Genomic DNA, 22960 nt, shown 5'->3' with positions numbered 1-22960 from the left:
TAATATAATTCACGCAAATGATTTTTTAGTCTTTATAAAATTAAAAAATAATAGGTTGGGTTGGGCCTTTATTTAACATTTGGTGGATTTATTGAATTGATTTTTAAAACTATTTTTATTAAGAATATAAAATAAAATTTTTCATGTTCGAATTAAATAATAATCTTAGTTGTTTAATATTATGAATCAATCATAAATTGAATTAAAAAATAATCATTTAGTATGTGTTTCTAAATATATAAATTTTTGAATGATGGTTTTTTATTCTGTTTTTAAGGTTTACTTTTAAGAAATTTAATAGGAAATAAAATCCATAATTTGGCCTATTATTTAATATAGAAATACTGATAACTTTTTATTGTTTAGTTTTGAAGAAAAAAAGAGCAATTTTATAAGGTCGTATAAAATTGCTCTTAAGTTGGGAGAGTGGGAGAAAAAGGAAACTTAAGCGATTGTTTGTTCTTGAGTTGATTTAATTAATACAGGCTCTGGTAATTCTTCAGTATCAGCAACTTTATCGCCTTCAAGTTTGGCAACAACTGCAGTCGCAATACTATTACCTACTACGTTTGTTGCAGTACGGCCCATATCAAGGAACTGATCAATACCAAGCAATAATAGAATGCCGGCTTCAGGCAAATGGAACATTGTGAGTGTTGCCGAGATAACTACAATAGAAGCTCTTGAAACACCCGCAATACCTTTACTTGTCACCATAAGCGTTAACAAAATCAAGATTTGTTGAGTGAAGCTCAGATCAATATTGTAAGCTTGAGCGATAAAGAGTACTGCAAAGGTGGTGTACATCATCGAACCATCAAGGTTAAATGAATAACCCAAAGGTAAAACGAAGCTAGTCACTTTTTTAGGCACGCCGAACTTATTTAAAGCATCCATAACTTTAGGATAGGCTGATTCACTTGAAGCTGTAGCAAAAGCAAGTGTTACAGGTTCACGAATCAATTTACCTAAACGGAAGATATCTTTTTTAAGTACGATTGCGCCAACAGAGAACAAAATGACCCAAAGTAATAGCAGACCGAAGTAGAATTCTGCGATTAAAATGCCATAATCAACAATTAAGCCTAAGCCTTGTACTGTAATTGCTGAAGCGATTGCAGCAAATACTGCAAAAGGTGCGAACATCATTACGTAGTCAGTAATGCGAAACATGATTTTACTGAGTTCATCAGTTAAGCGAATGATAACTGAGTCTTTTTCTTTGCCCTGATTTACAAAAGCAAGAGCTGAACCAAAGAAAATAGAGAAAACAAGGACTTGTAAAATATCATTGTTCGCCATTGCTTCTGCAATGCTGCGTGGGAACACGTGACTCAAGAATGATTGCAGGGTAAAACCAGTAGTTGTTGGGAGAGAAGAACTACTAAGTTGTTGAGCTGTTGGTAATGCTAGATCTAGTGCCGCGCCAGGTTGGAAAAAGTTTGCTAAACCCATACCGATGGCAAGTGAGACAAACGAAGCGGTAATAAACCAAGTCATTGACTTAAGTGTAATGCTACCAATTGAAGTTGATTTGCCCATTGACACAATGCCACACACAATTGTAGCAAATACCAATGGGGCAATAATCATTTTGATGAGACGTAAAAAGATATCTGTGACGATGTTGAAATAAGAAGCGATTTGCTTCAGTTGCTCGCCTTCATTAAAGAAGTGATGACAGATCCAACCCGTCAATACTCCTAGTAAAATAGCAACTACAATATACTTGAGCAATTTCTTTTGCTTCATAGGAACCTCTATCCTTTGGGTTCAATCATCTTTTAGATGGGATAACGATGATTGAAAGCTTTCCTTGTAGTTCAGTTCGGTCCTGTAACTGATTTCATCTTCCTAAATTTGCATCAGTATTAACCGAATCGAATATGGTGATGTTGTTATGGGAAGGGATTGTTGCTCGATTTTGAAGCAGTGTGAAATGCAAAAAAATATCAACTTATGCATTTTTTGCATAATAACGAAAGGAGGAATAGGGGATAAATATAGTAATTCAAACGTTTGGTAAAAAAATATGGATGAGGTTTTTTGAGAAAATAAGTCTTATATATTATTTTTAAAAGTTTATATTATTCAGTATATTAATTTGGTTTATTGATCTAATTAAAATAGGTGATATTAGTTATTAAATAATTATTTAAATGATATAAAAATAAAAAAAGGCACCTAATTTAAGATGCCTTTTTAGTATGCATTTTTTTAACGGCGATTGGCCAAGAAACGACCTAAACGGCCAATTGCTTCACGTAATTCGTTTTCTGCCGGTAAGAAAACAACACGGAAATGGTCTGGTGTTGGCCAGTTAAAACCTGTTCCTTGAACTAATAGTACTTTTTCAGCACGAAGTAAATCTAACATTAACTTTTCATCATCTTCGATTGGGTAAATGTTAGGGTCAAGACGCGGGAAACAATACATTGCGCCTTCTGGTTTAACACAGCTTACACCAGGAATTTCATTTAACATTTCCCATGCGATATTACGCTGTTCATATAAACGTCCACCTGGTCGGATCAAGTCATTAATAGACTGATAGCCACCAAGCGCCGTTTGAATTGCATACTGAGCTTGTACGTTTGCACATAAACGCATTGAAGCTAACATATCCAGACCTTCGATATAGTCTGCTGCACGGCTCTTATCGCCTGTGATTGCCATCCAGCCTGAACGGAAACCAGCAATACGATATGCTTTTGATAGCCCATTGAAAGAAATACATAATTGGTCGCCTGCTAAAGAAGCAACAGCAACATGTTCAATGCCATCGTAAACGATTTTGTCGTAAATTTCGTCAGCAAATAAAATCAGATCATGTTTCTTTGCAAGTGCCACAATTTGCTCAAGCACATGACGTGGATATACCGAACCAGTTGGGTTGTTCGGATTGATAATGACAATACCACGTGTGTTTGAAGTAATTTTACTTTCAATATCGGCAATATCAGGATACCAACTGTTTTCTTCATCACACTTATAATGAATGGCTGTACCGCCTGACAGGTTAACGGCAGCTGTCCATAGCGGATAGTCCGGCATCGGAATGAGCATTTCATCACCATCATCGAGTAGGCCTTGCATAGCCATGACAATGAGTTCAGATACACCATTACCGATATACACGTCATTAACGTGCATATTTAAGATGCCTTTTTGCTGGTAGTACTGGCAGATTGCTTTACGTGCCGGAAAAATACCTTTTGAATCTACATAACCAATTGCATTTGGTAGGTTTAAAGCAACGTCATTAATAATTTCTTGTGGTGCTTCAAAACCAAATGGGGCAGGGTTGCCGATATTCAGCTTAATGATTTTATGTCCTTGCTCTTCCATTTCATTGGCGGCTCGTAATACTGGTCCGCGAATGTCATAACAAACATGCTCAAGCTTCGATGATTTTTTAATTTCTCGGGAAGTTGGCATGGATTGGAGAGTAGCAGTATTTTTAGACATAGCTGGATTCACTTTTGCATATCGGTATAAATAACTTTTAAATGTTTTGACTGTCACCAAATTCAGATCATGTTGATCTTTAAGTAATTCAACAATTTTTTCATGGGTAAAGCCCGATTGCTGATACTGTTTGATAACTGGTAATAGTTGCTGGAAAAGCACACTTTTTTTCTGAGACATGTTTTGTCCTATACAACCGTGCCACACAAGAATAGCACCATCTTTGCTTCCTTAAAAGGAAATAAAATAAAAAATTGCTTTCTTTTGTTTTTATATTTTGCTTACTTTTTGCTTTCTGTTACTTAGATGTTTAAAATCCAACAAATTTTACGTTCAGAGACTAGTGTTTTTTTGATGAATGGCGTAAATATAAAATACGATTATCAATTTATGTTTACATCAGAATAAAAGGTGCAGGTCATGGGAAAAGTTAATAAAACAGACCGAGAATGGCAAAGAGAGTTATCACCTGAAGAATATCGGATAACGCGACAAAAGGGCACTGAACCAGCATTTACGGGGCAATACTGGAATACTAAGCAACATGGCACTTATGTTTGTCGTTGTTGTGGCGCGGAATTGTTTTCGTCAGATGCAAAATACGATAGCGGTTGTGGTTGGCCAAGTTTCTTTCGCCCTCTGAATGGAAGCGTTATTGATGAACATGAAGATTTAACGCATGGTATGGTCAGAACGGAAATTGTTTGTCATGATTGCGAAGCTCATCTTGGGCATGTTTTTGAAGATGGACCACAGCCGACAGGTTTGCGCTACTGTGTGAACTCGGCATCATTACAACTGAAAACACAAGAAAAAAATGATGAGGAAACCTATCCATGAGTAACATTTATCAGTTTGAAGCTGAATTGTTAGAGGGAGATATTAAACAATTCGCTGATTACAAAGGTAAAGTTTTATTAATTGTAAATACTGCAAGTAAATGTGGTTTTACTCCACAGTTTGCGGGCCTCGAAAAACTTTATGAAAAATATAAAGACCAAGGTTTAGAAGTTTTAGGTTTTCCCTGCAATCAGTTTGGTGGGCAAGATCCCGGAAGCAATAAAGAGATAGGTACATTCTGCCAGCGTAACTATGGAGTGAAATTCCCTATGTTTGCCAAAGTAGATGTAAAAGGTCCTGAAGCTCATGTGATCTTTAGATATTTAACCCGTGAAGCAAAAGGAATTTTAGGAAGCAGTACTATTAAATGGAACTTTACCAAGTTTTTAGTGGGTAAAGATGGTTCGGTTTTAAATCGTTATGCGCCAACAACCAAGCCTGAAGCATTGGAAGCTGATATTGAAAAAGCATTAGCGAGTTAATGGGTTCAATGAACGCTATTCCTCAAACTTTCGAGTTTTGGCAAGATCGGCGAATGCCTTATGTGGAAACCCGAAGGTCATGTTTTGGCAGAACATGTTATAAGTCTCATAGCCATCCAACATTTTCAATTGGTGCTATAGATGAGGGGAATAGTGTTTTTCAAAGTTCTTTTGGCACTGCACAAAAGATCTCGGCGGGTACATTGGTCATTGTGCCCGCACATGTTGAGCATTCATGTAATCCTATGCCAAATCAGGCATGGAGTTACCAGATGCTTCATTTAGATCTAGCATGGTTAAATCAACTGTATTCAGAATTTCAAGAGCAAGGTCTTGATTTACATATACCTCAGCATAAGCCGCTCATTATAAAAGACGAATCTTTATATGAAGCTTTTACTGAAATGAATGAGACATTATTTGATGCGCAAAAATTAATTTTTGAAAAAGAGCAGTCTCTTCTCCATTGCCTGATTCATTTGTTATTACCTCATTTTATTTTAGAAGAAATACAAAAGCCTCAATATTTATATAAAGACTTTTTAAACCTGATCGATGTGATTTCATCCTCAGAGGGTTTTATTTCTTTAGAAGAACTTGCTCAACGAGTAGGTTTAAGCAGATATGCAATCATACGTCTATTCAAAGCAAATGTAGGTTTAACTCCACATGCATTTCAAATTAATTTAAAGATTAATCAGGCTCGAGAGCAGCTCAAGCAAGGCGTGCCACTTGCCGAATTGGCTGTAAATTTAGGTTTTAGTGATCAAAGTCATTTCCATAAAGCTTTTAAAGCACATACAGGGGTAACTCCTCGGCAGTTCCAGCTCGCAGCCGCGCAATAATTTACAAGAAATTGTTTAGCTCTATTTTTAAGATTTTCCAGACTGTTTTACAGATGAAGCTGTTATGGAAGTTTTTTTAGTTATTGCATTTACTCATTTTTTAGCACTCTTATCACCGGGTCCAGATTTCTTTCTTATTCTCACTAGTCTTCTACAAAAAGGACGCCGTTATACATATGGTATTGTTCTAGGAATCACTTTGGGAAATGCTTTAATTCTGGCTGGATGCCTGTTTAGTTTTATGTTGCTTGGAAATCTAAGTAGTATCTTACTTTTAATATTTAAATGGCTTGGCGCTTTGTATTTGGCTTATTTGAGTTTTCTTTGTTTTAATGCAGCCCGATCTACAGTTCTAAATTTCTCAACCGATGTAAATAATTTAAGTGACCAAGCAGAAGATAAGCACAACAAAATTAAAAGCTTGGTATTAGGTTTGCAATCGAGTCTTCTAAATCCAAAAAATATTATGTTTTATAGTAGCTTAATGCTGCTTATACAACATAAATTTAGTTTATTTCAAAAACTGCTTATGAGTGTATGGATGGTCGGTGTGGTTTTAATCTGGAATATCTTATTGGTTAAACTACTGGCCTACGATCGAATTCTAATCAAAATTAAGCGCTCTGCAACAGGTTTATATTATTGTTCTGCGCTAGCTTTTATTCTTTTTGCTGTGCTTTTGATTACATATAAATAGTGTTATAGCCCAGTTGTACAACCTGAGTAATAGGCTGTACAACTGCTAAGAAGAGGCTTACAGAATCGCTTTTAAACGCTTAACTACTTCTTCACATTGAGCTAAATCTGCCACTAACGCCATACGTACATGGTTAGCTCCAGGGTTACCTTGTTCGGTATCACGAGATAAATAACGGCCCGGTAAGACTTTAATATGTGCTTTTTCCATCAGCATTTTGGCAAAAGTTTCATCATTATCCACTTTTAACCAATAGTAAAAACCAGCATCTGGTTTTTGTAATGGAAGCAAATGACCTAGCTCAGATTGAAATAAGTCAAATTTTGCACGATATTGCTTACGGTTTTCTTCAACATGGCTTTCATCATTCCATGCTGCAATTGAGGCCAGCTGATGTTGTACTGGCATTGCTGCGCCGTGATAGGTACGGTATTGCAAATATGGCTTTAATAAAGCAGCATCACCCGCTACAAAACCTGAACGCATACCTGGTAAGTTTGAGCGTTTTGAAAGTGAATGAAAAACGATGCAGTTTTTGTAGTCATCACGGCCAAGTTCCGCACATACTTCTAATAAACCCGTAGGAGCTTGGTCAAACCAAAGTTCTGAATAGCATTCATCAGACGCAATAACAAAATTATATTGATCAGATAAGGCAATCAGCTTTTTAAATTGTTCTTTAGAAAGCACAGTACCTGTTGGGTTACCCGGTGTACATACAAAAAGAAGGGCTGTCTTTTCCCAAACTTCTGCTGGTACAGCATCAAAATCACCTAAATAGCCATTTTCTTCTGTGCAATTAATAAAGTATGGCTTTGCACCTGCAAGTAAAGCCGCACCTTCGTAAATTTGATAAAACGGATTTGGCATCACCACATAAGGTGCATCTTCACGATTAATTAATGCCTGTACAAAAGAGAAAATGCCTTCACGTGTACCAGAGACAGGCAAGATGTGGTTTTCAGCACTAATACTGTTGAGTTTAAAGCGCTTAGTTAACCAATCTGCAATGCTTTGGCGAAGCTCTGGTAAGCCTTTGCTGTTTGGATAAGTTGATAAATGGTTAAAGTTATCAATAATAGCCTGTTTAACAAACTCTGGTGCTGGATGCTTAGGTTCGCCAATTGATAGAGGAATCAAGGGAAGGTTAGCAGGAGTAGTATCCTTAAAAAGTTGGTTTAACTTTTCAAATGGATACGGGTGTAATAACGACAAGCTAGAGTTCATTAAACAGTTACCAAGTAGTTGAGTTTCAGTGCTGACAAATTTGATTAGATGCTTCATCTAATGCAGCTTTCAGTTTTTCCGAGAAGAGTTTGACCTCTTCGTGATTCAGCGGTTTCCCATCTTTTTTGGTGACAAAGAAAATATCTTCGGCACGTTCACCTAAAGTTGCAATTCGGGCTGAATGGATGTCTAAACCTTGCATCATAAATAAACCACCCACGCGTGCAAGTAGGCCAGGATGATCGAGTGTTGAAATTTCGACCATATTTTGCTGTAAGGCTTCGTTTAATGTTACGTCGACTGTATTTTCGATATCGAAGTGACGTAATTGACGCGGAATACGGCGTTGCATGAGTCCCGGGTATTGGTCTGGTTGGCTAAGCGCCTTCACTAATGCATTTTTAACGGTTTCTTCACGTTCTGGGTCGGTAAGCAATGTACCGAAACGATCGAGTACAACATAAGTGTCTAAGCTAAATGCGGTACTTGCTGTGATAATTTTTGCGTCCTGAACGTCTAGGTTCATGCGGTCTAAAACAGCAACAGTAGTAGCAAACAGGTTAGGTTGGTCACGTGTATAAATAAAGATTTGCACCGCATCTTGAGCTGCTTTACGGTGAGCACGCAAGAGGACTAATGGCTCTGGATTATCACCATGTTTTAAAATTGCTTGTGTGTGCCATGCAATTTCATCTGCCGACTCTTTAATGAAGTATTCATCACCAAGTTCTTGCCATACTTTTTCGACATCAGCCAATGCAAAGTTATTTACCAGTAATTCACTTGCTGCAAATTTGGTGTCTTCAATTAACATTTGGTAGTCAACAGGGCGACCTAAACCTGTACGGATTACATCACGAGCATGCGTATAAAGCTGACGCATAAGCGATGCGCGCCATGTGTTCCAAAGTTTTGGATTTGTGGCGTTAATATCTGCAACTGTTAAAGTGTAGAGATAATCAAGATGCTCCATGTCGCCAAGTTTTTCTGCAAAATCTTTCACGACATCAGGATCAGAAATATCTTTTTTCTGAGCGGTCAAAGACATGAGCAAATGGTTTTGAATAAGCCATGCAATTAATTTACATTCACGCTCTGTAAAGCCATGTGCACGGCCAAACTCAATCGCGTCTTCTGCGCCAAGTTCGCTATGATCACCACCGCGACCTTTTGCGATGTCATGGAATAAAGCAGCAATAAAGACAATATCTTGACGAGCAAGACGTTGGAAAACTGAACTTACTACAGGGAATTCTTTGGCAAATTCAGGTTCTCTAAAACGATTTAAATTACGCAGCAATAATAAGGTGTGAGCATCGACTGTATAGATATGGAATAGGTCATATTGCATAAGACCCATAATTTGGCCAAAAGCAGGAATATAGTTTCCTAACACACCATAACGTTTCATCGCGACCAAGGTATCGTATAGTCGATATGGTGAGCGAATAATCGACATAAATAGTGCTTGATGCTCTGGGTTATCACGATAACTTTGGTTAATTCGTTTTGCAGCAAGAATGAGTAAGCGCAAAGTTCGAGCGCGAATACCTTCAATATCTGGTCGATTCGCTAAAATATAAAATAGCTCTAAGATCGCGCTCGGATGCTCTGCAAAAATTTTATGATGCTGTACTGCAAGTTTATTGTCGACAATCTTAAAGTGATCGTTCACAACTTCAATTTTGCGTTCATAGTTGGGGAGTCGAGGAGTAATGACAGACTCACTAAAATACGCCAGCAACATTTCATTGAGTGTTGAAACCTGCTGCGCCGTACGGTAGTAGCGTTTCATGAATTGCTCAACGCCATAATTTACAGGTTGGCCTTCTTGACGAACGTAACCAAATTTAGCAGCAATTTCTCTTTGGTGGTCAAAGAGTAAACGGTTTTCATCACGTTTGGCTAAACGGTGTAAATGATGTCGAATTTCCCAAAGAAAGCTTTCAGCTTCTTCTAAAACAGCCAATTCAAACTCTGAAATGAAACCTAAATGCACTAAGTCATAGATACGGTTCACTCGGAAGTGGCGTTTGGCAATCCAACCAATTTGATTAATGTCACGAATACCGCCCGGTGCATTTTTAATGTCAGGTTCTAAATTACTTTCAGTATTGTTGTGTTGGTGATAACGCTTGGCTTGTTCAGCCATTTTTGCGTCATAAAATGTTTTGTCTGTCCATGTCTGTGAAACAATACGGCGAGGCCATTTCGCAAGTTGCGTATTGCCCGTGATTAAACGCGCTTCAATTAATGTAGTGGCAACAGTTAAATCGGTAGCGGCTTGTTCAACACAGCTTTGAATGGTGCGAACACTAATACCTGGTTTGAAATTTCCTACATCCCATAAAGAGGAAATAAATGTAGAGATACGTTTTTCATTTTCTTCACTGATTTCATCCTCAGACAAAATCATGATATCTACATCAGAATAGGGTAGCATTTCACGGCGCCCGTAACCACCTACTGCAAAAAGACCTAGTTTTGACTGGTCAAGTTCTGCATGTTTCCATAAAAAGACGAGCGCTTCATCTACTAAATCTGAACGAGCTTTAATGATTTCTCGAATAGATTGCCCATTTTCATATGAATCTTGCAATTGCTTTTCTACATCCGTTCGCCACTGATTAATGGCTTTAATATCATGATGACTTGAGACATAGTTCAGCAATGGCGATGTATTGATCATGAAAATGGGTCTACCAATAAGTAAAAATTAAGAGTTAGTTTGAACGCTTACTTGATCAGCGGTTTCTTTCGCTAAAGTACGGGCAAGATCAGTATTTTCAGCGCGAGCAGTTGCGACACCCATACGACGACGTTTGAAACCTTCTGGTTTACCAAACAAACGTAAGTCGGTATCTGGATGAGCTAAAGCCACATTCAGATTGCTATAACTTAAATTGTTAGCATCAACTCCAGCATAAATTACCGCACTTGCGGCAACACTGTGACGTGCTGTATTTACAGGTAAGCCTAAAATTGCACGTGCATGTAATTCAAATTCACTTTGAAATTGCGATGCTAAAGTGACGAGGCCTGTATCATGTGGACGAGGTGAAACCTCACTAAACCAAACCTTGTCGCCTTTAATAAACAGTTCTACACCAAAAATACCACAGCCACCAAGTGCTGTAGTCACTTTATTTGCAATACGTTTGGCTTCCTCGAGTGCTGCAGGAGTCATTGGTTGAGGTTGCCAGCTTTCTACATAATCCCCGGCATCTTGGCGGTGACCAATTGGGTCACAGTAATGAGTTTCAATTTCACCTGTTTCAGGGTTTTTAGCGCGAACGGTAAGGAGTGTAATTTCAAAGTCAAAATCAATTTGAGACTCGATAATAACAGTGCCTTGGTTAACACGGCCACCTTGCATTGCATATTCCCATGCAGCATCGACTTCATCGAAACTTTTTACACGAGACTGTCCTTTACCAGAAGAAGACATGACCGGTTTTACAAAGTTTGGATAACCAATGTCATCACAAGCAGCGCGGAAGCTTTCGAGCGTATCAGCAAAACGATAAGCAGATGTAGGTAAACCAAGTTCTTCAGCCGCAAGACGGCGAATACCTTCACGGTTCATGGTCAGGTTTACAGCTTTAGCAGATGGGATGACTGTTGCAGTTTTATTTGCTTCAGTTTCCAGTAAAACTTCTGTCGCAATCGCTTCAATTTCTGGAACAATTAAATTTGGTTTAACTTTTTCAATGAGTTGTTTTAATTGGGCTGGATCTGCCATGTTTAACACATAAGAAAAATGTGCTACTTGCATAGCTGGAGCATGATCATAACGGTCGGCTGCATGTACTTCTACACCAAGGCGTTGTAAGGAAATTACAACTTCTTTGCCAAGCTCTCCTGAACCTAACAATAAAACTTTAAATGCAGAAGATTGAAGTGGGGTACCGAGTGTCACGCTCATGCGAATCATCCTGACAAAATTATTTTTTTAAGCATAGCAGAACTTAGGGTGGAGTTAAGCCTTATCATGCATAAAAAAGTAATTTTGTCGGACAATTAGAAATGTAGTTTTTAGATATTAACCTGATAGTTTAAAAGCAATTCATCTGCATTTTTACCACGGATGCCCCAATTTTCTTTAGGTGTTTCAAAAATGGTAATTTCAATGTCCTGAGGTGCAATTTTGCATTGCTCTTCAATATTGCGAAATAAGGTTTGAATAAGTTGCTTTTTAGTGGCTGGACTGCGGCCTGCAAACATTGAAAGTTCGATGATAATGTAATGTTGGCTTCTGTCAGATGGATAAATAAAATTCTCAGGTTTAAGACTAATGAAGCGTTGAAATCTTTTCTCGACGGGATACTTCAATTCTTCAATAAGTGCTTGATGGATCGCATGAGAGAGCAGTTCGCGATACTGAATAATGGTTCGTTCATTTGCATAAATTTTAACTTGTGACATTTTTATCTCTAATCGCTAGATGGATTTATCTTTTAATAAATTTCAAAAATGAGTTTTTATGCTAGAAGTTATTATTCTTAATCACTTCTAGCATTTATATATTATATAAGGTTGATCAGTTTATCTATTTATAAAGGTAAATAAGTATAGATAAGGCCATAAACGATTGCGGCTGTTAAGGTGGCAGGAACAATTTTCTTAAATTTAAAATAAAGACCAGCTAGAACCATAAAACCGATAAGCATTGCTAAGCTCTTATTTGGGGTTTCAAGTAAAGGTGGAAGGGTTGCAACCACAAGCATGGCGCTAATTGCAGATATACCAATACTTCCTAAAGCGATTTTTAACCAGATTGAGCCGCGTCTTTGTTGGTTGCCCTGTAGTTTTTGTATTACGAAAAATGGTCCGAAGCGTGAAGCAAAATTAGCGATACCCACAATAATGCCGACCAAAATAATTTCTAGGTTCATATTAAGTTTCAACCTCATCAAATTGTTTCAGCACATAATGTTTAAATAGACCTGCTAAAATGCCTGAAAGAATGCCAATAAAGATAGCTGCTGATAAGTTAATCCAATAACATGCTAAAGCTGAAACCACTAACGATACAGCAACTACAAGGCTATGCTTTCGTTCAAATGCCGCTAATAAAAAACTTAAAAATAAAGCAGGTAATAAGAAATCTAAAGCTGCTTGTAAAAACTTTGGAAGGTGTGCGACTTGATCTGCAAATAACCCGCCTAATAATGAACCACTTGCCCAAGACATCCAGCTAAATAGACTTAAGCCCAACATCCAAGACTCGGACCATTGTTGTCTGCGCTGTGAAAGTTGGATCATACCACTGGCAAAAACTTCGTCCGTTAAACCCCAAGCCCAAACGGCTGTCTTCTTTAAATTTAATTTAGTGGGAATTAAATTATAAAGAGCAGGCCCATAAAGTACATGTCGTATATCAAGTGCAATGACTGTTAAGGCGGTTAACCATATAGAAGAACCACTTGCTAAAAGTGCGACCACTAAAAATTGGCTTGCCCCTGCATACATGGAACAAGAAAGAAAAAATGCTTCCCATGGGCTAAAACCAAATTGAGATGCAGAAACGCCAAAGGCAAAAGAAACTGGTAAGTAGGTGAGAACGATGGCTTGACTATCTTTGGCACCTTGCCAAAAAGTTGCTGTTTGAGCAGCCATCTGTTGTTGATTTGACACAATACACCTTGGCAGTAAACCAATTATAAAAACTTGAAAGATTGAGTATTGTAGCCGAATTTAATAGCATAGTGCCGAAATGTTTAATTCGGCAGTTTGATATGTTCAAATCAAAGACTCGTTTAGTTTATATCGCCATCCTGAGTGCGAGCGTATTTATATTGCAAGGTTGTGATAATGGCAATCAGAGCTCAGATAAAAAAGTAGAAATTAAACCAGCGCCGAAACTAACGAATGATGCGACAGTTTATGCAAAAAAGGCATGGACATTAATCAATACTGTTGATCATTTAGTCTATGAAAAACAGCTCAGTCAAATTAATGATAATGTTCGTAAACCACTACGTCAGCTCAGTACAGACTGGCGTATCAATGTAAAAATGACAGATTCAGTCACTGAAGGAAAATATGCGCTTTGTCGTAAAGCTTTAACAAGTCTAGATGTATGGGCGCGCGAAACGCTTGAAAATAATAGTTCGGTTGCTCAAAAACAGGCAGATTATGAGCGCGATAAACAACAGTGTAAGGAAGCGATTGAAAATCCGAATTTAGGAAACACATCTCCTAAATAAAGCCTATACATATAAAAAAGCGAGATGATCAATCTCGCTTTTTTGCTTTAAACGATAATGGGTGAATGATAATTAAGGTTTTGTCGCTGCTTTAGCTGTGTTGGCAGTTTTTACAGCATCTTGCTTCATTTGGCGAGTCATTTGATGTGATTCATGTTGTGCATGAGTCGCACTGGTCATTGCATCATGCTTTTGCATGGTTAAGTCTTTTTTAACTTCCTGTTTAGTTTTAGTTGCCTCTTTCTTTGCTTTTTGAGCTGTAGCTTTTCCATGTACTGCTACACATTTTCCACCTTTGTGATTTGGTCCAGTACCGCCTTGTAGTTGAGTTCCTTTTGGACATGCAAATGCCGAAACACTTAACATAGCCAATACACCTGCTGTAAGAATTGTTGATAATTTTTTCATGTTAATCAGCGCCTTGTTGAGTATTATTGCTCAGCTTGAGTGTAAGGTGAAAAATTCTGCTTTAAAACATCTATTTTGTGGAAATAGAGTTTGAACAATGTTTTGATTTGCAGTGTTATCTAATTTTTTAATTTAATTTTAAGTTTTTATTATATAGCGGCACTTGGTACAATTATGAATGAACTTGAGCAATTACTTTTAATTTTTCAATATCTAAAATCTCAATTTTTCTAAAAGCAATTTTAATAATATTCTGTTTTTCAAGTTGGCTCAGTTCATGGTTGATCGTCTGCCTAGATGTAGTCAACATGTTGGCTAATTGCTCTTGAGAAATCTGAATGTGATGATCTTGAATAAGAATATGGTTACCGTATCCTTCTAGAATGAACAGAAGACGTTGTGCCAGCCTTTGAGAAATACTGCGTGTTTGTATCGCAATTTGTTCTAAGAAAACGTACCTGAGTTTTTGGCTGGTTAAACGTGCAAAATAATACCAATAATATGGATGTTCTTTTAGTAGCTCATTTAATGGTTTTGCGGGAATATGCAGAACTATACTTTTTTTCAAAGCAATCGCGTCGTGTGACCGTGGCTCATGATCAATTAAAGATATTTCACCGAACCACATAATCGGCTCAGCAATCGCAGAAAGTGCTTCATTACCATTTACATCGACATAACCCAAGCTAATTGAGCCTTCAAGGACGGTATAAATGCCATCAAATTCATCTTGAGCGTGGAAAACATAGCTGTTTTTCTCAAAAGTAATTTGCTTGCCATGTTCTAAAATAAACTTTTGGAATACTTCCGGAAGCACACTAAACCATGTGTTTTCTTTTAATCGGTTAATATAAATTAGGTCCAATATTTAGTCATCCATGAAAAAATTCATTACTTTGTCAAATAGCTGACAACTTTAAATTTTCCTTATTTGTACAGTATGACTATAGTTAGGTGAATAGGGAATAACTCATGTCAAATCTGGAGCAGAAACTGAGCCAATATGCGGCTTATCATTTAAATCATCAAAATATTTTGACGCATTTTATAGGCATTCCACTCATCGTGTTTTCAATTTTATGTTTAACAGCGAGGGCAGGAATCGATATTGGTAATTTTAAAGTTACTTTAGCTATGGTACTGATTGCAGCTAGTACGATCTATTATTTATTTCTAGATAAAGTTTTTGGCTTAATCATGCTCATGATATTGGTGGCTGTGTATCCATTAGCGAGCCAAATTGCCGAACTTTCTTTAGGACAATGGTTGGCTGCAAGTATTGGTTTCTTTGTTGTGGGATGGGCTTTTCAGTTTGTGGGGCATTATTTTGAAAAGAAAAAACCTGCTTTTGTTGATGATGCGATAGGACTCGCGATAGGACCGTTATTTGTATTGGCAGAATTTATATTTATGTTAGGTTTTAGAAAGCCTTTGCATGAGCGAATTTTACACGAGGCGCGCAGTAAACGAGAGATGATGGATTTAAGCCATTAAATATAAAAAAGCCCCAATCTAGTGGGGCTTTTTTAAGCTTTAACTTAAACGTTAAAACGGAAATGCATTACATCGCCGTCTTGAACAACGTAAGTTTTACCTTCTAAACGCCATTTACCTGCTTCTTTAGCGCCGTTTTCACCGTTGTATTGTACGAAGTCATCATATGCAACAACTTCAGCACGGATAAAGCCTTTTTCGAAATCAGTATGGATAACACCAGCTGCTTGAGGAGCCGTTGCACCAACTTTTACTGTCCATGCACGAACTTCTTGTACACCAGCAGTGAAATAAGTTTGTAAACCTAAAAGTTTATAGCCTGCACGAATAACTACGTTTAAGCCCGGTTCTTCCATGCCCATTGCTTCTAGGAATTCAGCACGATCTTCATCTTCTAATAATGAAATTTCAGCTTCGATTTGGTTGCAAAGCGGCACAACAATTGCGTTTTCTTCGGCAGCAAGTTTTTTAACAGCTTCTAAATGTGGGTTGTTTTCAAAACCGTCTTCTGCAACGTTTGCGATGTACATGGTTGGTTTCAAAGTCATTAAACCAAAACCACGAATTAATTTGCGTTCGTCATCAGACAAATCAGCCGCGCGAGCTGGTTTACCTTCGTCAAGTAACGGTTGAATTTTTTCTAAAACTGCTTTAGTTGCTACAGCTTCTTTATCGCCGCCTTTAGCAACTTTAGTTAAACGTAAAATTGCTTTAGCAACAGTCTCAAGGTCTGCAAGTGCAAGTTCAGTATTGATAGTTGCAATGTCATCTAATGGATCAATTTTACCATTTACGTGAATGACGTTTTCGTCTTCGAAACAACGTACCACATGAGCGATTGCATCAGTTTCACGAATGTTAGCAAGGAACTGGTTACCCAAACCTTCACCTTTTGATGCACCAGCAACAAGACCTGCAATGTCCACAAATTCCATAGTGGTCGGTAAAACACGCTGAGGGTTAACAATCGCAGCAAGTTTATCTAAACGTGGATCTGGAACAGGAACAATACCTGTGTTTGGCTCAATGGTACAGAACGGGAAGTTTTCCGCTGCAATCGCTGCTTTAGTTAATGCATTGAAAAGGGTAGATTTCCCTACATTTGGCAGACCAACAATACCGCAATTAAAACCCATGAAAACCACTCACAAATGTGTAAATTAAAAATTGTGGCTGATTTTACATGAAAGCCATGACAAAGTCATGGCTAGAGCAGGGTTCTGTTGTGTTTAAACTTTACGTTTATCGAGTTGCTGGGCTAATGCATCACCAGTCGCTTGTACTAACATGACTAAAACAATCAATACTAAAATAACAGCCAACATAATTTGCATATCAAAACGTTGATAACCATATCGATAAGCAATGTCTCCTAAGCCACCTGCACCAATAGCACCAGCAATCGCAGATGAGTTAATCATTGTCACAATAGTCACTGTAAAGCCTGCCACAATACCCGGCAAAGCCTCTGGTAAAAGTACGTGCCAGATAATTTGTTTGCGGTTACAACCCATGGCTTGTGCAGCTTCAATTAAGCCTTGATCGACTTCACGTAAGCTGACTTCTGCAATACGGGCAAAAAACGGAATGGCCGCAATCGTTAAGGGAACAACCGCTGCCCATACGCCATAACTTGTACCCACAATCCAGCGAGTAAGCGGAATAAGTGCAACCATTAAAATTAGAAAGGGTACAGATCGAGTAATGTTGATGACCCAACCCAAAGCTTGATTAATCTTTTGTGATGGGTGAATGCCATGTTCAGAAGTGCTGACTAAAATAACAGCGATAGGTAAGCCAATTAAAAAGGCAATGAATGCAGATGCGCCTACCATGAGCAAGGTATCTACAGTTCCAGTAATTAATAAATCAATGAGCTGGTCTTGCATAGCCAAGTACCTCAAATTGTGCAATTGCTGTTAATGTATCTTGTTGTATAGATGAAAGATCAATTTTTACGTTAGGAATACCGACTAAAAGTGAGCCAATAATGTGCCCTTGAATGGTATCGACCTGACTTTGATATAAATTGACTGGTGCTTTGAATCTGGCAAGTAGTTCTTGAATATCTGGAACCTGATGTGCTTCAGCCTCATATTTCAGTTTTACAATAATATGAGTCGAATCTTCATCGGGTAGACGGCTGATTTTAAAAGGCAGGGTAATTTGCTCAAGGTTTAATAGTTCTTGAGTAATTTGTTGCTCTGGTCGTGAAAATACCGACCAAACTTGCCCAGCCTCTACAATCTCACCTTGGTCAATCACCACGACTTGATCACAAATTTCTCGAATCACTTGCATTTCATGAGTGATTAATACAATGGTGAGACCAAGTTCCTGATTAATCTTTTTAAGCAAAGCCAAAATAGTGGCAGTACTTTCAGGATCAAGTGCCGAGGTGGCTTCGTCACACAGTAAAATTTCTGGGTGGTGAACAAGTGCACGTGCAATACCGACACGTTGCTTTTGTCCGCCAGAAAGTTGTGATGGATAATAGTTAGATTTATCTGCAAGACCTACGAGAGCTAGAACCTCATTTACGCGTTGGTCGATATCTGCTTTGTTGTAATTGGAAACTTTTAAGGGCAATGCCACATTTTCCCAAACTGTTTTTGCAGACATTAAATTGAAATGTTGAAAAATCATTCCAATTCGTTGACGGGTTTGAATAAGCTCGGAATGGCTCAATTCAGCAATGTTTTGTTGATGAATATGAATGCTGCCAGTATTTACTTGTTCTAAACCATTTAATGTACGAAGTAAGGAAGATTTTCCTGCACCACTTTTACCAATAATGCCTAAAATCTTACCTTGAGGAATATCAAGGTTAATCTCTTTTAACGCATGCAGTTTTTGACCTTGAGATTGGTAAAACTTATTTAAACCACGAATTTTGATGTGGGGTAGAGAAAAATCAACTTGTGATCCAAAACTCACCATTGTCATTCTCCTTATTTCCAGCCTTGAAACCACATACCTTGGCCAAAGTCTTTATCCAGAATATCTTGTGCTTGTTTTGAGTTCTGGAATGCTTTAACAAAGGTTGCAAGTTTTTGGTTTTTATCTTGGTAATCGCGACGGGTCACAAACAAAATTGCATATTTTTTATCGATTGGATCTAAAAATAATGCGCTATGTGGGTCGGTTACCTTTGCCATTTTTAAGTAGTGAGGGAAGCCGAAAATTAAATCGACATCGTTATATGCATGTGCTGTCTGTGGGCCTTCAACTTCAACAAAGCTCAGCTGTTTAGGATTAGCTATAATGTCTTGGGTTGTTGAAAGTTCATTATTTATATCTTTAAGCTGAATTAAACCTGCACGGTGCAATAAAATTAAAGCACGGGCTAAATTGACCGGATCGTTTGGAATAGCTACACGTGCTTTTGAAGGCAACTCTTCAAGTGATTTATATTTTTTTGAATATAAACCCACATGACTTCCTGAACCCACACCAAATGCATGTAAGTCATAACCCGTTTCTTTAACAGCATTACGTAGAAATACGCTTTGCTGGAAAAAGTTTGCATCAATATCACCGTTTTGTACGGCAACATTGGGTGCTCGCCAATCAGAAAATTCAACGAGTTTGACATGAACGCCTTGCTTTTCTACTTCATTGGCAACGCTTTGTAATAGCTCTGCATAAGGCGGGCTAATGCCAATCGTTAAAACATCATCGGCTTGTTTATTTTTAATATAACGGTAACCGACAAGGCCCAGAACTACGATTAAAATCGTAATTCCGAGTAACCAAGGCTTATGCTGTTTGAACTGAATCGCCATAATCTTTCCGTTATTACTTCCAGCCAGGGAACCAAAGTTTTGGCCCAATTTCAGCGTCTAACACAGCTTTAACTTTTGGCGAGTTTTGATAGATCTCAACAAATTTCTTTAATTTGTCGCCCTTATCCTCATAGTCATCACGCACTACAAACAAAATGGCATAACGTTTATTGGTATTGTCATCCAGTAAAAGAGCACTATTAGGGTCAGCTGTTTTTGCTAAGCGCAAGTAATGTGGATAGCCAAAAGCCAAGTCAACATCATCAATTGCACGAGCAGTCTGTGGTCCTTCAACCTCAATAAATTGCAAATTTTTAGGGTTTGAAACAACATCTTTGAGTGCAGATAAGTGATTATTTGAATCTTTAAGCGTAATTAACTTAGCTTGTTGTAAAAGAAGTAGGGCACGACCTTGGTTCACCGGATCATTTGGAATGACTACGCGTGCGTTTTGTGGCAATTCATCAAGACTTTTATATTTCTTTGAATACAGTCCCACATGTGAGGCTGCACCTACTGCAAATGCCTTTAACTTAAAGCCAGTTTCTTTAATTGCATTGTCTAAGAAAGGTTGATGCTGGAAAAAGTTCGCATCAATATCCCCATGATTTAAAGTAATATTTGGGGTATTCCAGTCAGAAAATTCGACCAGTTTTACATTTAAACCTTGTTTCTTTGCTTCATCGGCAGCAGCTTGTAAAGGTTTTGCAAATGGTGGACTAATGCCAATCACAAGTTCATTTGAGCCACTTTGACGATGTTTATTCCATAAGAACAAAGCAACAAAAAGGACTACAACGACTAAGCCTATGCCTAGCCATTTTTTAGAGGCTGTTTGAGCCATGTCTATCTCCAAATTTAAGCGGTTATTTCTTCAATTTTTGTTAAGTTTTTGCTGTTGTTATAGGGACTACATCGGAACGCTTGAACAGGGTGCTGTTCTGGTAAGTGATCACCCCGATTAAAAATTTTGTTCCGTAGTGAACCCGTTTTATATGCAGTTTTATAGCGACCACGTTGTTGTAGCTCAGGAATGACCAAGCGAATAAAGTCGTGGTGAGACTCTGGTGCAACTGTACGTGTCAAATTAAAGCCATCAATATCAGTCTCATCTAAAAGATGAATTAAGTATTCAGCAACTTCTTCGCCACTACCCACGATGAGGGGATAACGACCACCTAAAACATGCTGAGCTTTTAAGTCATTTTTCGTGATTTGCTGTTCTTTAAATTTTTCGGTAATCGAAACAATACTGTTACTTTTTTGGTAAGGAATCGCTTCATCGTCGGCAAATTTACTTAAGTCGATACCAGTTGAACTCGCATAATGCGCTAAGCCTGCTTCAGGGCTCGCATACTGACGATATTCATTAAGTTTTTGTACAGCCAGATCATGTGTTTCGGCAACAACAACGGTGATGCCAACGAAGACTTTAATGTCATTCGCTGAGCGTCCTTGCTGTTCAGCAAGAGTACGAATCTTTTTCACTTGTTCGCGTATCTTTTCGGGTTTATCCCCGCCAATAAATACACATTCAGCATGACGTGTTGCAAACTGCATACCTTTAGGTGAAGCACCTGCTTGAAATAGGGTTGGAGTGCGTTGCACAGAAGGAGATACCTGAAACACGCCTTCACTCTGGTAATACTTTCCATGGTGGTAAATGGTATACACCTTAGATGGGTCTGTAAAAACACGCCGTGTTTTATCTTTTTTAACTGCGTCGTTTTCCCAAGAACCTTCCCAATATTTGTAGCAAAGTTCTAAAAACTCTTCGGCTTGCTCATAGCGGGCATCGTGGTCTTTTAAACCTTTTTGACCAATTAAGCGTTCTGCACTATCTAGGTAACCTGTAACAATATTCCAGCCAATACGACCTTGAGTTAAATGGTCAAGACTCGCAAAGCGGCGAGCAAATTGATATGGATGCTCATAGCTTAAGTTCACAGTGACCCCAAAACTTAAGTTTTGAGTGACTGCCGCCATTGCTGAAATGAGTGTAGACGGGTCATGGCTCGGAAGCTGAATGGACTCTTTTAAAGTGAGATCTATACTGTTTTGATAGACGTCATACACACCGGTAATATCAGCGATAAACAAACCATCAAATAAACCACTTTCTAGAGTTTTGGCCTGTTCTGTCCAATAGCTCAGTTCATTAAAGCGGTGTGATTCATCACGTGGATGTGTCCATAAGCCATGATTGATATGCCCAACACAGTTCATATCAAAAGCATTTAGTAAAATTTCTTTTGCTTTGAAATCTGCCATTACAATGTCCCCCTCCGAGGTGGTAGAACACCGTTAAGAACATAGTTCCCAATAAAGTAATATTTCCATCGTGCAGCATCATGTAAGGTATGTACTCGCGCATTACGCCAGAAACGGTCTAGGCCATCTTGAGACTGACTACCACGGCTACCAGCAAGTTCAATCAGCTTAGACGATGCTTTGAGTGCGATATCGCTACTATGAGCACGCACTTTTGCAACATCGATGGATGCTTTAGCAATGCTTTCAGGTGTGGTTTCAATTTTTGCGGCATCAATTGATTGAGCTGCCTGTTTTAATAGGACTTCACTAGCTCGTACATCTACCGCAATGCGACCTAGTTCATAAATCGTTAAAGGATCTTGGTTGGCTGTTTCTACATTTGAATCAATCCATGGGCGAGCTTGATGCACTCTTTGCAAGCTTTCTTCAAAGGCTGCACGTGCAATGCCTACCTCAATCGATGCATGCATGATTTGGGCAAAAGGTCCGACTAAGGTTGGTTGTAAAAATGCAGTATCAAAAGGAATGATATCATCTGCATCGACAAAAACCTGATCAAATTTAACTGTACCGCTGCCTGTGGTTTTTTGCCCAAAGCCAGACCAGTCATCTACAAGTTTTAATCCTTGTGAACCACTTTTTACAAATGCCAGATACTCACGTCCTGCATCGTCTAAAACTAAGGTTGGGATACGGTGAGCAAATAAACTTCCTGTGCAGTAAAACTTTTCACCTTGAATGAGATAACCATTTTCATGCGGACGAATGTTAGTTTGTTTATGGGTTGAAGTTTTAGTTTTAAACTCAGCAAGTGCATTACCAAAGCGGGTGCCATTTAACACTTCGCCGTATAAACGTTGTTTCTGAGTTTCTGTACCTGTATTGCGTAACACTTCTAATGCATAGAAGTGGTTTTGTGGAATTTGCCCGATTGAACCATCTGCACCGCTTAAAAGTGCAATCACTTTAGCAACAGTATGACTTGAAACTTCGGCACCGCCATATTGCTTTGGTACTGTAATTGCCCAAAGTCCAGACTGGCTCAAAGCATCAATTTCGGTATACGGTAAAATTCGCTTAGCGTCTCGCTCAACTGCGGTTTTTTTAAATTGCTCAGCAAACTGTTTGGCAATTTCTAATGCTTCAGCATCATTTTGAATAATGTGCGCTTGGCCAGATGCCGATGTTTGTTTAGTTTGAACCGATTGATATGAAGTCATGACAATTGCTC

At 38.3% G+C, this 22960-nt stretch carries 23 protein-coding genes; 6 read left to right on the top strand and 17 right to left on the bottom strand.

Annotated elements, in window-relative coordinates:
* Positions 1-444: 444 nt before the first annotated feature.
* Positions 445-1752, bottom strand: a complete 1308-nt coding sequence (locus tag KNQ97_RS01730; RefSeq protein ID WP_000810598.1) for a dicarboxylate/amino acid:cation symporter — start codon at positions 1750-1752, stop codon at positions 445-447.
* A gap of 465 nt (positions 1753-2217) precedes the next feature.
* The gene (locus KNQ97_RS01725; protein WP_000078703.1) at positions 2218-3648 is read right to left on the bottom strand and encodes a pyridoxal phosphate-dependent aminotransferase; all 1431 of its coding nucleotides are present in this window, start codon (positions 3646-3648) and stop codon (positions 2218-2220) included.
* Between the two features lie 240 nt (positions 3649-3888).
* Between KNQ97_RS01725 and msrB the strand changes: the two genes are divergently transcribed.
* The 4 genes from msrB (at position 3889) to KNQ97_RS01705 (ending at position 6332) form a co-directional block, all read left to right on the top strand.
* Positions 3889-4308, top strand: a complete 420-nt coding sequence (gene msrB, locus KNQ97_RS01720; RefSeq protein ID WP_000521160.1) for a peptide-methionine (R)-S-oxide reductase MsrB — start codon at positions 3889-3891, stop codon at positions 4306-4308.
* The gene (locus KNQ97_RS01715; protein ID WP_000066032.1) at positions 4305-4790 is read left to right on the top strand and encodes a glutathione peroxidase; all 486 of its coding nucleotides are present in this window, start codon (positions 4305-4307) and stop codon (positions 4788-4790) included. Before msrB ends, KNQ97_RS01715 begins: the two co-directional genes overlap by 4 nt.
* A complete protein-coding gene (locus KNQ97_RS01710) occupies positions 4790-5635 on the top strand; it encodes an AraC family transcriptional regulator (protein WP_000535310.1) in 846 nt (281 codons plus the stop codon). Before KNQ97_RS01715 ends, KNQ97_RS01710 begins: the two co-directional genes overlap by 1 nt.
* Positions 5636-5699: 64 nt before the next feature.
* The gene (locus KNQ97_RS01705; RefSeq protein ID WP_002058450.1) at positions 5700-6332 is read left to right on the top strand and encodes a LysE family translocator; all 633 of its coding nucleotides are present in this window, start codon (positions 5700-5702) and stop codon (positions 6330-6332) included.
* A gap of 57 nt (positions 6333-6389) precedes the next feature.
* On the opposite strand, the gene dapC is transcribed toward KNQ97_RS01705, so the two are convergent.
* The 6 genes from dapC to KNQ97_RS01675 all read right to left on the bottom strand — a co-directional run bounded on the left by dapC (position 6390) and on the right by KNQ97_RS01675 (position 13178).
* Complete coding sequence (gene dapC, locus KNQ97_RS01700; RefSeq protein WP_002041015.1) at positions 6390-7559, bottom strand: succinyldiaminopimelate transaminase; 1170 nt, start codon at positions 7557-7559, stop codon at positions 6390-6392.
* 25 nt (positions 7560-7584) lie between these two features.
* Entirely contained in the window at positions 7585-10248 is a 2664-nt protein-coding gene (gene glnD / locus KNQ97_RS01695; RefSeq protein ID WP_000611177.1) for a [protein-PII] uridylyltransferase, read from the bottom strand.
* A 27-nt stretch (positions 10249-10275) separates the two neighbouring features.
* Complete coding sequence (purT, locus tag KNQ97_RS01690; protein WP_253611704.1) at positions 10276-11493, bottom strand: formate-dependent phosphoribosylglycinamide formyltransferase; 1218 nt, start codon at positions 11491-11493, stop codon at positions 10276-10278.
* A gap of 101 nt (positions 11494-11594) precedes the next feature.
* Positions 11595-11984 carry a tautomerase family protein gene (locus KNQ97_RS01685; RefSeq protein WP_000084509.1) on the bottom strand — a complete coding sequence of 130 codons (390 nt, stop codon included), beginning with the start codon at positions 11982-11984 and terminating at the stop codon, positions 11595-11597.
* 128 nt (positions 11985-12112) lie between these two features.
* Positions 12113-12454 (bottom strand): L-valine transporter subunit YgaH, encoded by a 342-nt coding sequence (gene ygaH / locus KNQ97_RS01680; protein WP_001047284.1) that lies wholly within the window; start codon positions 12452-12454, stop codon positions 12113-12115.
* Between the two features lies 1 nt (position 12455).
* A complete protein-coding gene (locus KNQ97_RS01675) occupies positions 12456-13178 on the bottom strand; it encodes an AzlC family ABC transporter permease (RefSeq protein ID WP_000741226.1) in 723 nt (240 codons plus the stop codon).
* 119 nt (positions 13179-13297) lie between these two features.
* Here KNQ97_RS01675 and KNQ97_RS01670 point away from each other — a divergent pair, with 119 nt between their 5' ends.
* A complete protein-coding gene (locus KNQ97_RS01670) occupies positions 13298-13768 on the top strand; it encodes a hypothetical protein (protein ID WP_000477056.1) in 471 nt (156 codons plus the stop codon).
* Between the two features lie 72 nt (positions 13769-13840).
* Here the strand turns inward: KNQ97_RS01670 and KNQ97_RS01665 are convergent, their stop codons facing one another.
* Together KNQ97_RS01665 and KNQ97_RS01660 are read right to left on the bottom strand one after the other, a co-directional pair.
* Positions 13841-14176, bottom strand: a complete 336-nt coding sequence (locus KNQ97_RS01665; RefSeq protein WP_253611703.1) for a hypothetical protein — start codon at positions 14174-14176, stop codon at positions 13841-13843.
* Between the two features lie 172 nt (positions 14177-14348).
* On the bottom strand, positions 14349-15044 hold the full coding sequence (locus KNQ97_RS01660) for a Crp/Fnr family transcriptional regulator (protein ID WP_253611763.1): 696 nt from the start codon (positions 15042-15044) through the stop codon (positions 14349-14351).
* Between the two features lie 104 nt (positions 15045-15148).
* Here KNQ97_RS01660 and KNQ97_RS01655 point away from each other — a divergent pair, with 104 nt between their 5' ends.
* Positions 15149-15670, top strand: coding sequence for a DUF962 domain-containing protein (locus tag KNQ97_RS01655; protein WP_253611702.1), 522 nt, complete (start codon positions 15149-15151; stop codon positions 15668-15670).
* 44 nt (positions 15671-15714) lie between these two features.
* Here KNQ97_RS01655 and ychF read toward each other — a convergent pair whose 3' ends face one another.
* The 7 genes from ychF to KNQ97_RS01620 form a co-directional block, all read right to left on the bottom strand.
* Entirely contained in the window at positions 15715-16806 is a 1092-nt protein-coding gene (gene ychF, locus KNQ97_RS01650; RefSeq protein ID WP_000506572.1) for a redox-regulated ATPase YchF, read from the bottom strand.
* Between the two features lie 93 nt (positions 16807-16899).
* Positions 16900-17559, bottom strand: coding sequence for a methionine ABC transporter permease (locus KNQ97_RS01645; RefSeq protein ID WP_001153960.1), 660 nt, complete (start codon positions 17557-17559; stop codon positions 16900-16902).
* Positions 17540-18616 (bottom strand): methionine ABC transporter ATP-binding protein, encoded by a 1077-nt coding sequence (locus KNQ97_RS01640; protein WP_153308934.1) that lies wholly within the window; start codon positions 18614-18616, stop codon positions 17540-17542. The genes KNQ97_RS01645 and KNQ97_RS01640 overlap by 20 nt, the downstream gene beginning before the upstream one ends.
* A gap of 5 nt (positions 18617-18621) precedes the next feature.
* Entirely contained in the window at positions 18622-19455 is an 834-nt protein-coding gene (locus KNQ97_RS01635; protein WP_039760681.1) for a MetQ/NlpA family ABC transporter substrate-binding protein, read from the bottom strand.
* Between the two features lie 13 nt (positions 19456-19468).
* Positions 19469-20299, bottom strand: a complete 831-nt coding sequence (locus KNQ97_RS01630) for a MetQ/NlpA family ABC transporter substrate-binding protein (RefSeq protein ID WP_000079412.1) — start codon at positions 20297-20299, stop codon at positions 19469-19471.
* Between the two features lie 14 nt (positions 20300-20313).
* Entirely contained in the window at positions 20314-21726 is a 1413-nt protein-coding gene (locus KNQ97_RS01625) for an LLM class flavin-dependent oxidoreductase (protein WP_253611701.1), read from the bottom strand.
* On the bottom strand, positions 21726-22949 hold the full coding sequence (locus tag KNQ97_RS01620) for an SfnB family sulfur acquisition oxidoreductase (protein ID WP_253611700.1): 1224 nt from the start codon (positions 22947-22949) through the stop codon (positions 21726-21728). Before KNQ97_RS01620 ends, KNQ97_RS01625 begins: the two co-directional genes overlap by 1 nt.
* Between the last annotated feature and the right edge of the window lie 11 nt (positions 22950-22960).

The organism is Acinetobacter sp. UC24323 (assembly GCF_024151445.1).
In the GTDB taxonomy this organism is placed as follows: domain Bacteria; phylum Pseudomonadota; class Gammaproteobacteria; order Pseudomonadales; family Moraxellaceae; genus Acinetobacter; species Acinetobacter baumannii.
Note: the sequence above shows the minus strand (reverse complement) of the source record. Positions and strands in the feature narration are given on the sequence as shown.

Coding starts and splice junctions, on each gene's coding strand:
- KNQ97_RS01730 (WP_000810598.1), bottom strand. CDS start 1,752: ATGAAGCAAAAGAAATTGCTCAAGTATATTGTAGTTGCTATTTTACTA.
- KNQ97_RS01725 (WP_000078703.1), bottom strand. CDS start 3,648: ATGTCTCAGAAAAAAAGTGTGCTTTTCCAGCAACTATTACCAGTTATC.
- msrB (WP_000521160.1), top strand. CDS start 3,889: ATGGGAAAAGTTAATAAAACAGACCGAGAATGGCAAAGAGAGTTATCA.
- KNQ97_RS01715 (WP_000066032.1), top strand. CDS start 4,305: ATGAGTAACATTTATCAGTTTGAAGCTGAATTGTTAGAGGGAGATATT.
- KNQ97_RS01710 (WP_000535310.1), top strand. CDS start 4,790: ATGGGTTCAATGAACGCTATTCCTCAAACTTTCGAGTTTTGGCAAGAT.
- KNQ97_RS01705 (WP_002058450.1), top strand. CDS start 5,700: ATGGAAGTTTTTTTAGTTATTGCATTTACTCATTTTTTAGCACTCTTA.
- dapC (WP_002041015.1), bottom strand. CDS start 7,559: ATGAACTCTAGCTTGTCGTTATTACACCCGTATCCATTTGAAAAGTTA.
- glnD (WP_000611177.1), bottom strand. CDS start 10,248: ATGATCAATACATCGCCATTGCTGAACTATGTCTCAAGTCATCATGAT.
- purT (WP_253611704.1), bottom strand. CDS start 11,493: ATGATTCGCATGAGCGTGACACTCGGTACCCCACTTCAATCTTCTGCA.
- KNQ97_RS01685 (WP_000084509.1), bottom strand. CDS start 11,984: ATGTCACAAGTTAAAATTTATGCAAATGAACGAACCATTATTCAGTAT.
- ygaH (WP_001047284.1), bottom strand. CDS start 12,454: ATGAACCTAGAAATTATTTTGGTCGGCATTATTGTGGGTATCGCTAAT.
- KNQ97_RS01675 (WP_000741226.1), bottom strand. CDS start 13,178: ATGGCTGCTCAAACAGCAACTTTTTGGCAAGGTGCCAAAGATAGTCAA.
- KNQ97_RS01670 (WP_000477056.1), top strand. CDS start 13,298: ATGTTCAAATCAAAGACTCGTTTAGTTTATATCGCCATCCTGAGTGCG.
- KNQ97_RS01665 (WP_253611703.1), bottom strand. CDS start 14,176: ATGAAAAAATTATCAACAATTCTTACAGCAGGTGTATTGGCTATGTTA.
- KNQ97_RS01655 (WP_253611702.1), top strand. CDS start 15,149: ATGTCAAATCTGGAGCAGAAACTGAGCCAATATGCGGCTTATCATTTA.
- ychF (WP_000506572.1), bottom strand. CDS start 16,806: ATGGGTTTTAATTGCGGTATTGTTGGTCTGCCAAATGTAGGGAAATCT.
- KNQ97_RS01645 (WP_001153960.1), bottom strand. CDS start 17,559: ATGCAAGACCAGCTCATTGATTTATTAATTACTGGAACTGTAGATACC.
- KNQ97_RS01640 (WP_153308934.1), bottom strand. CDS start 18,616: ATGACAATGGTGAGTTTTGGATCACAAGTTGATTTTTCTCTACCCCAC.
- KNQ97_RS01635 (WP_039760681.1), bottom strand. CDS start 19,455: ATGGCGATTCAGTTCAAACAGCATAAGCCTTGGTTACTCGGAATTACG.
- KNQ97_RS01630 (WP_000079412.1), bottom strand. CDS start 20,299: ATGGCTCAAACAGCCTCTAAAAAATGGCTAGGCATAGGCTTAGTCGTT.
- KNQ97_RS01625 (WP_253611701.1), bottom strand. CDS start 21,726: ATGGCAGATTTCAAAGCAAAAGAAATTTTACTAAATGCTTTTGATATG.
- KNQ97_RS01620 (WP_253611700.1), bottom strand. CDS start 22,949: ATGACTTCATATCAATCGGTTCAAACTAAACAAACATCGGCATCTGGC.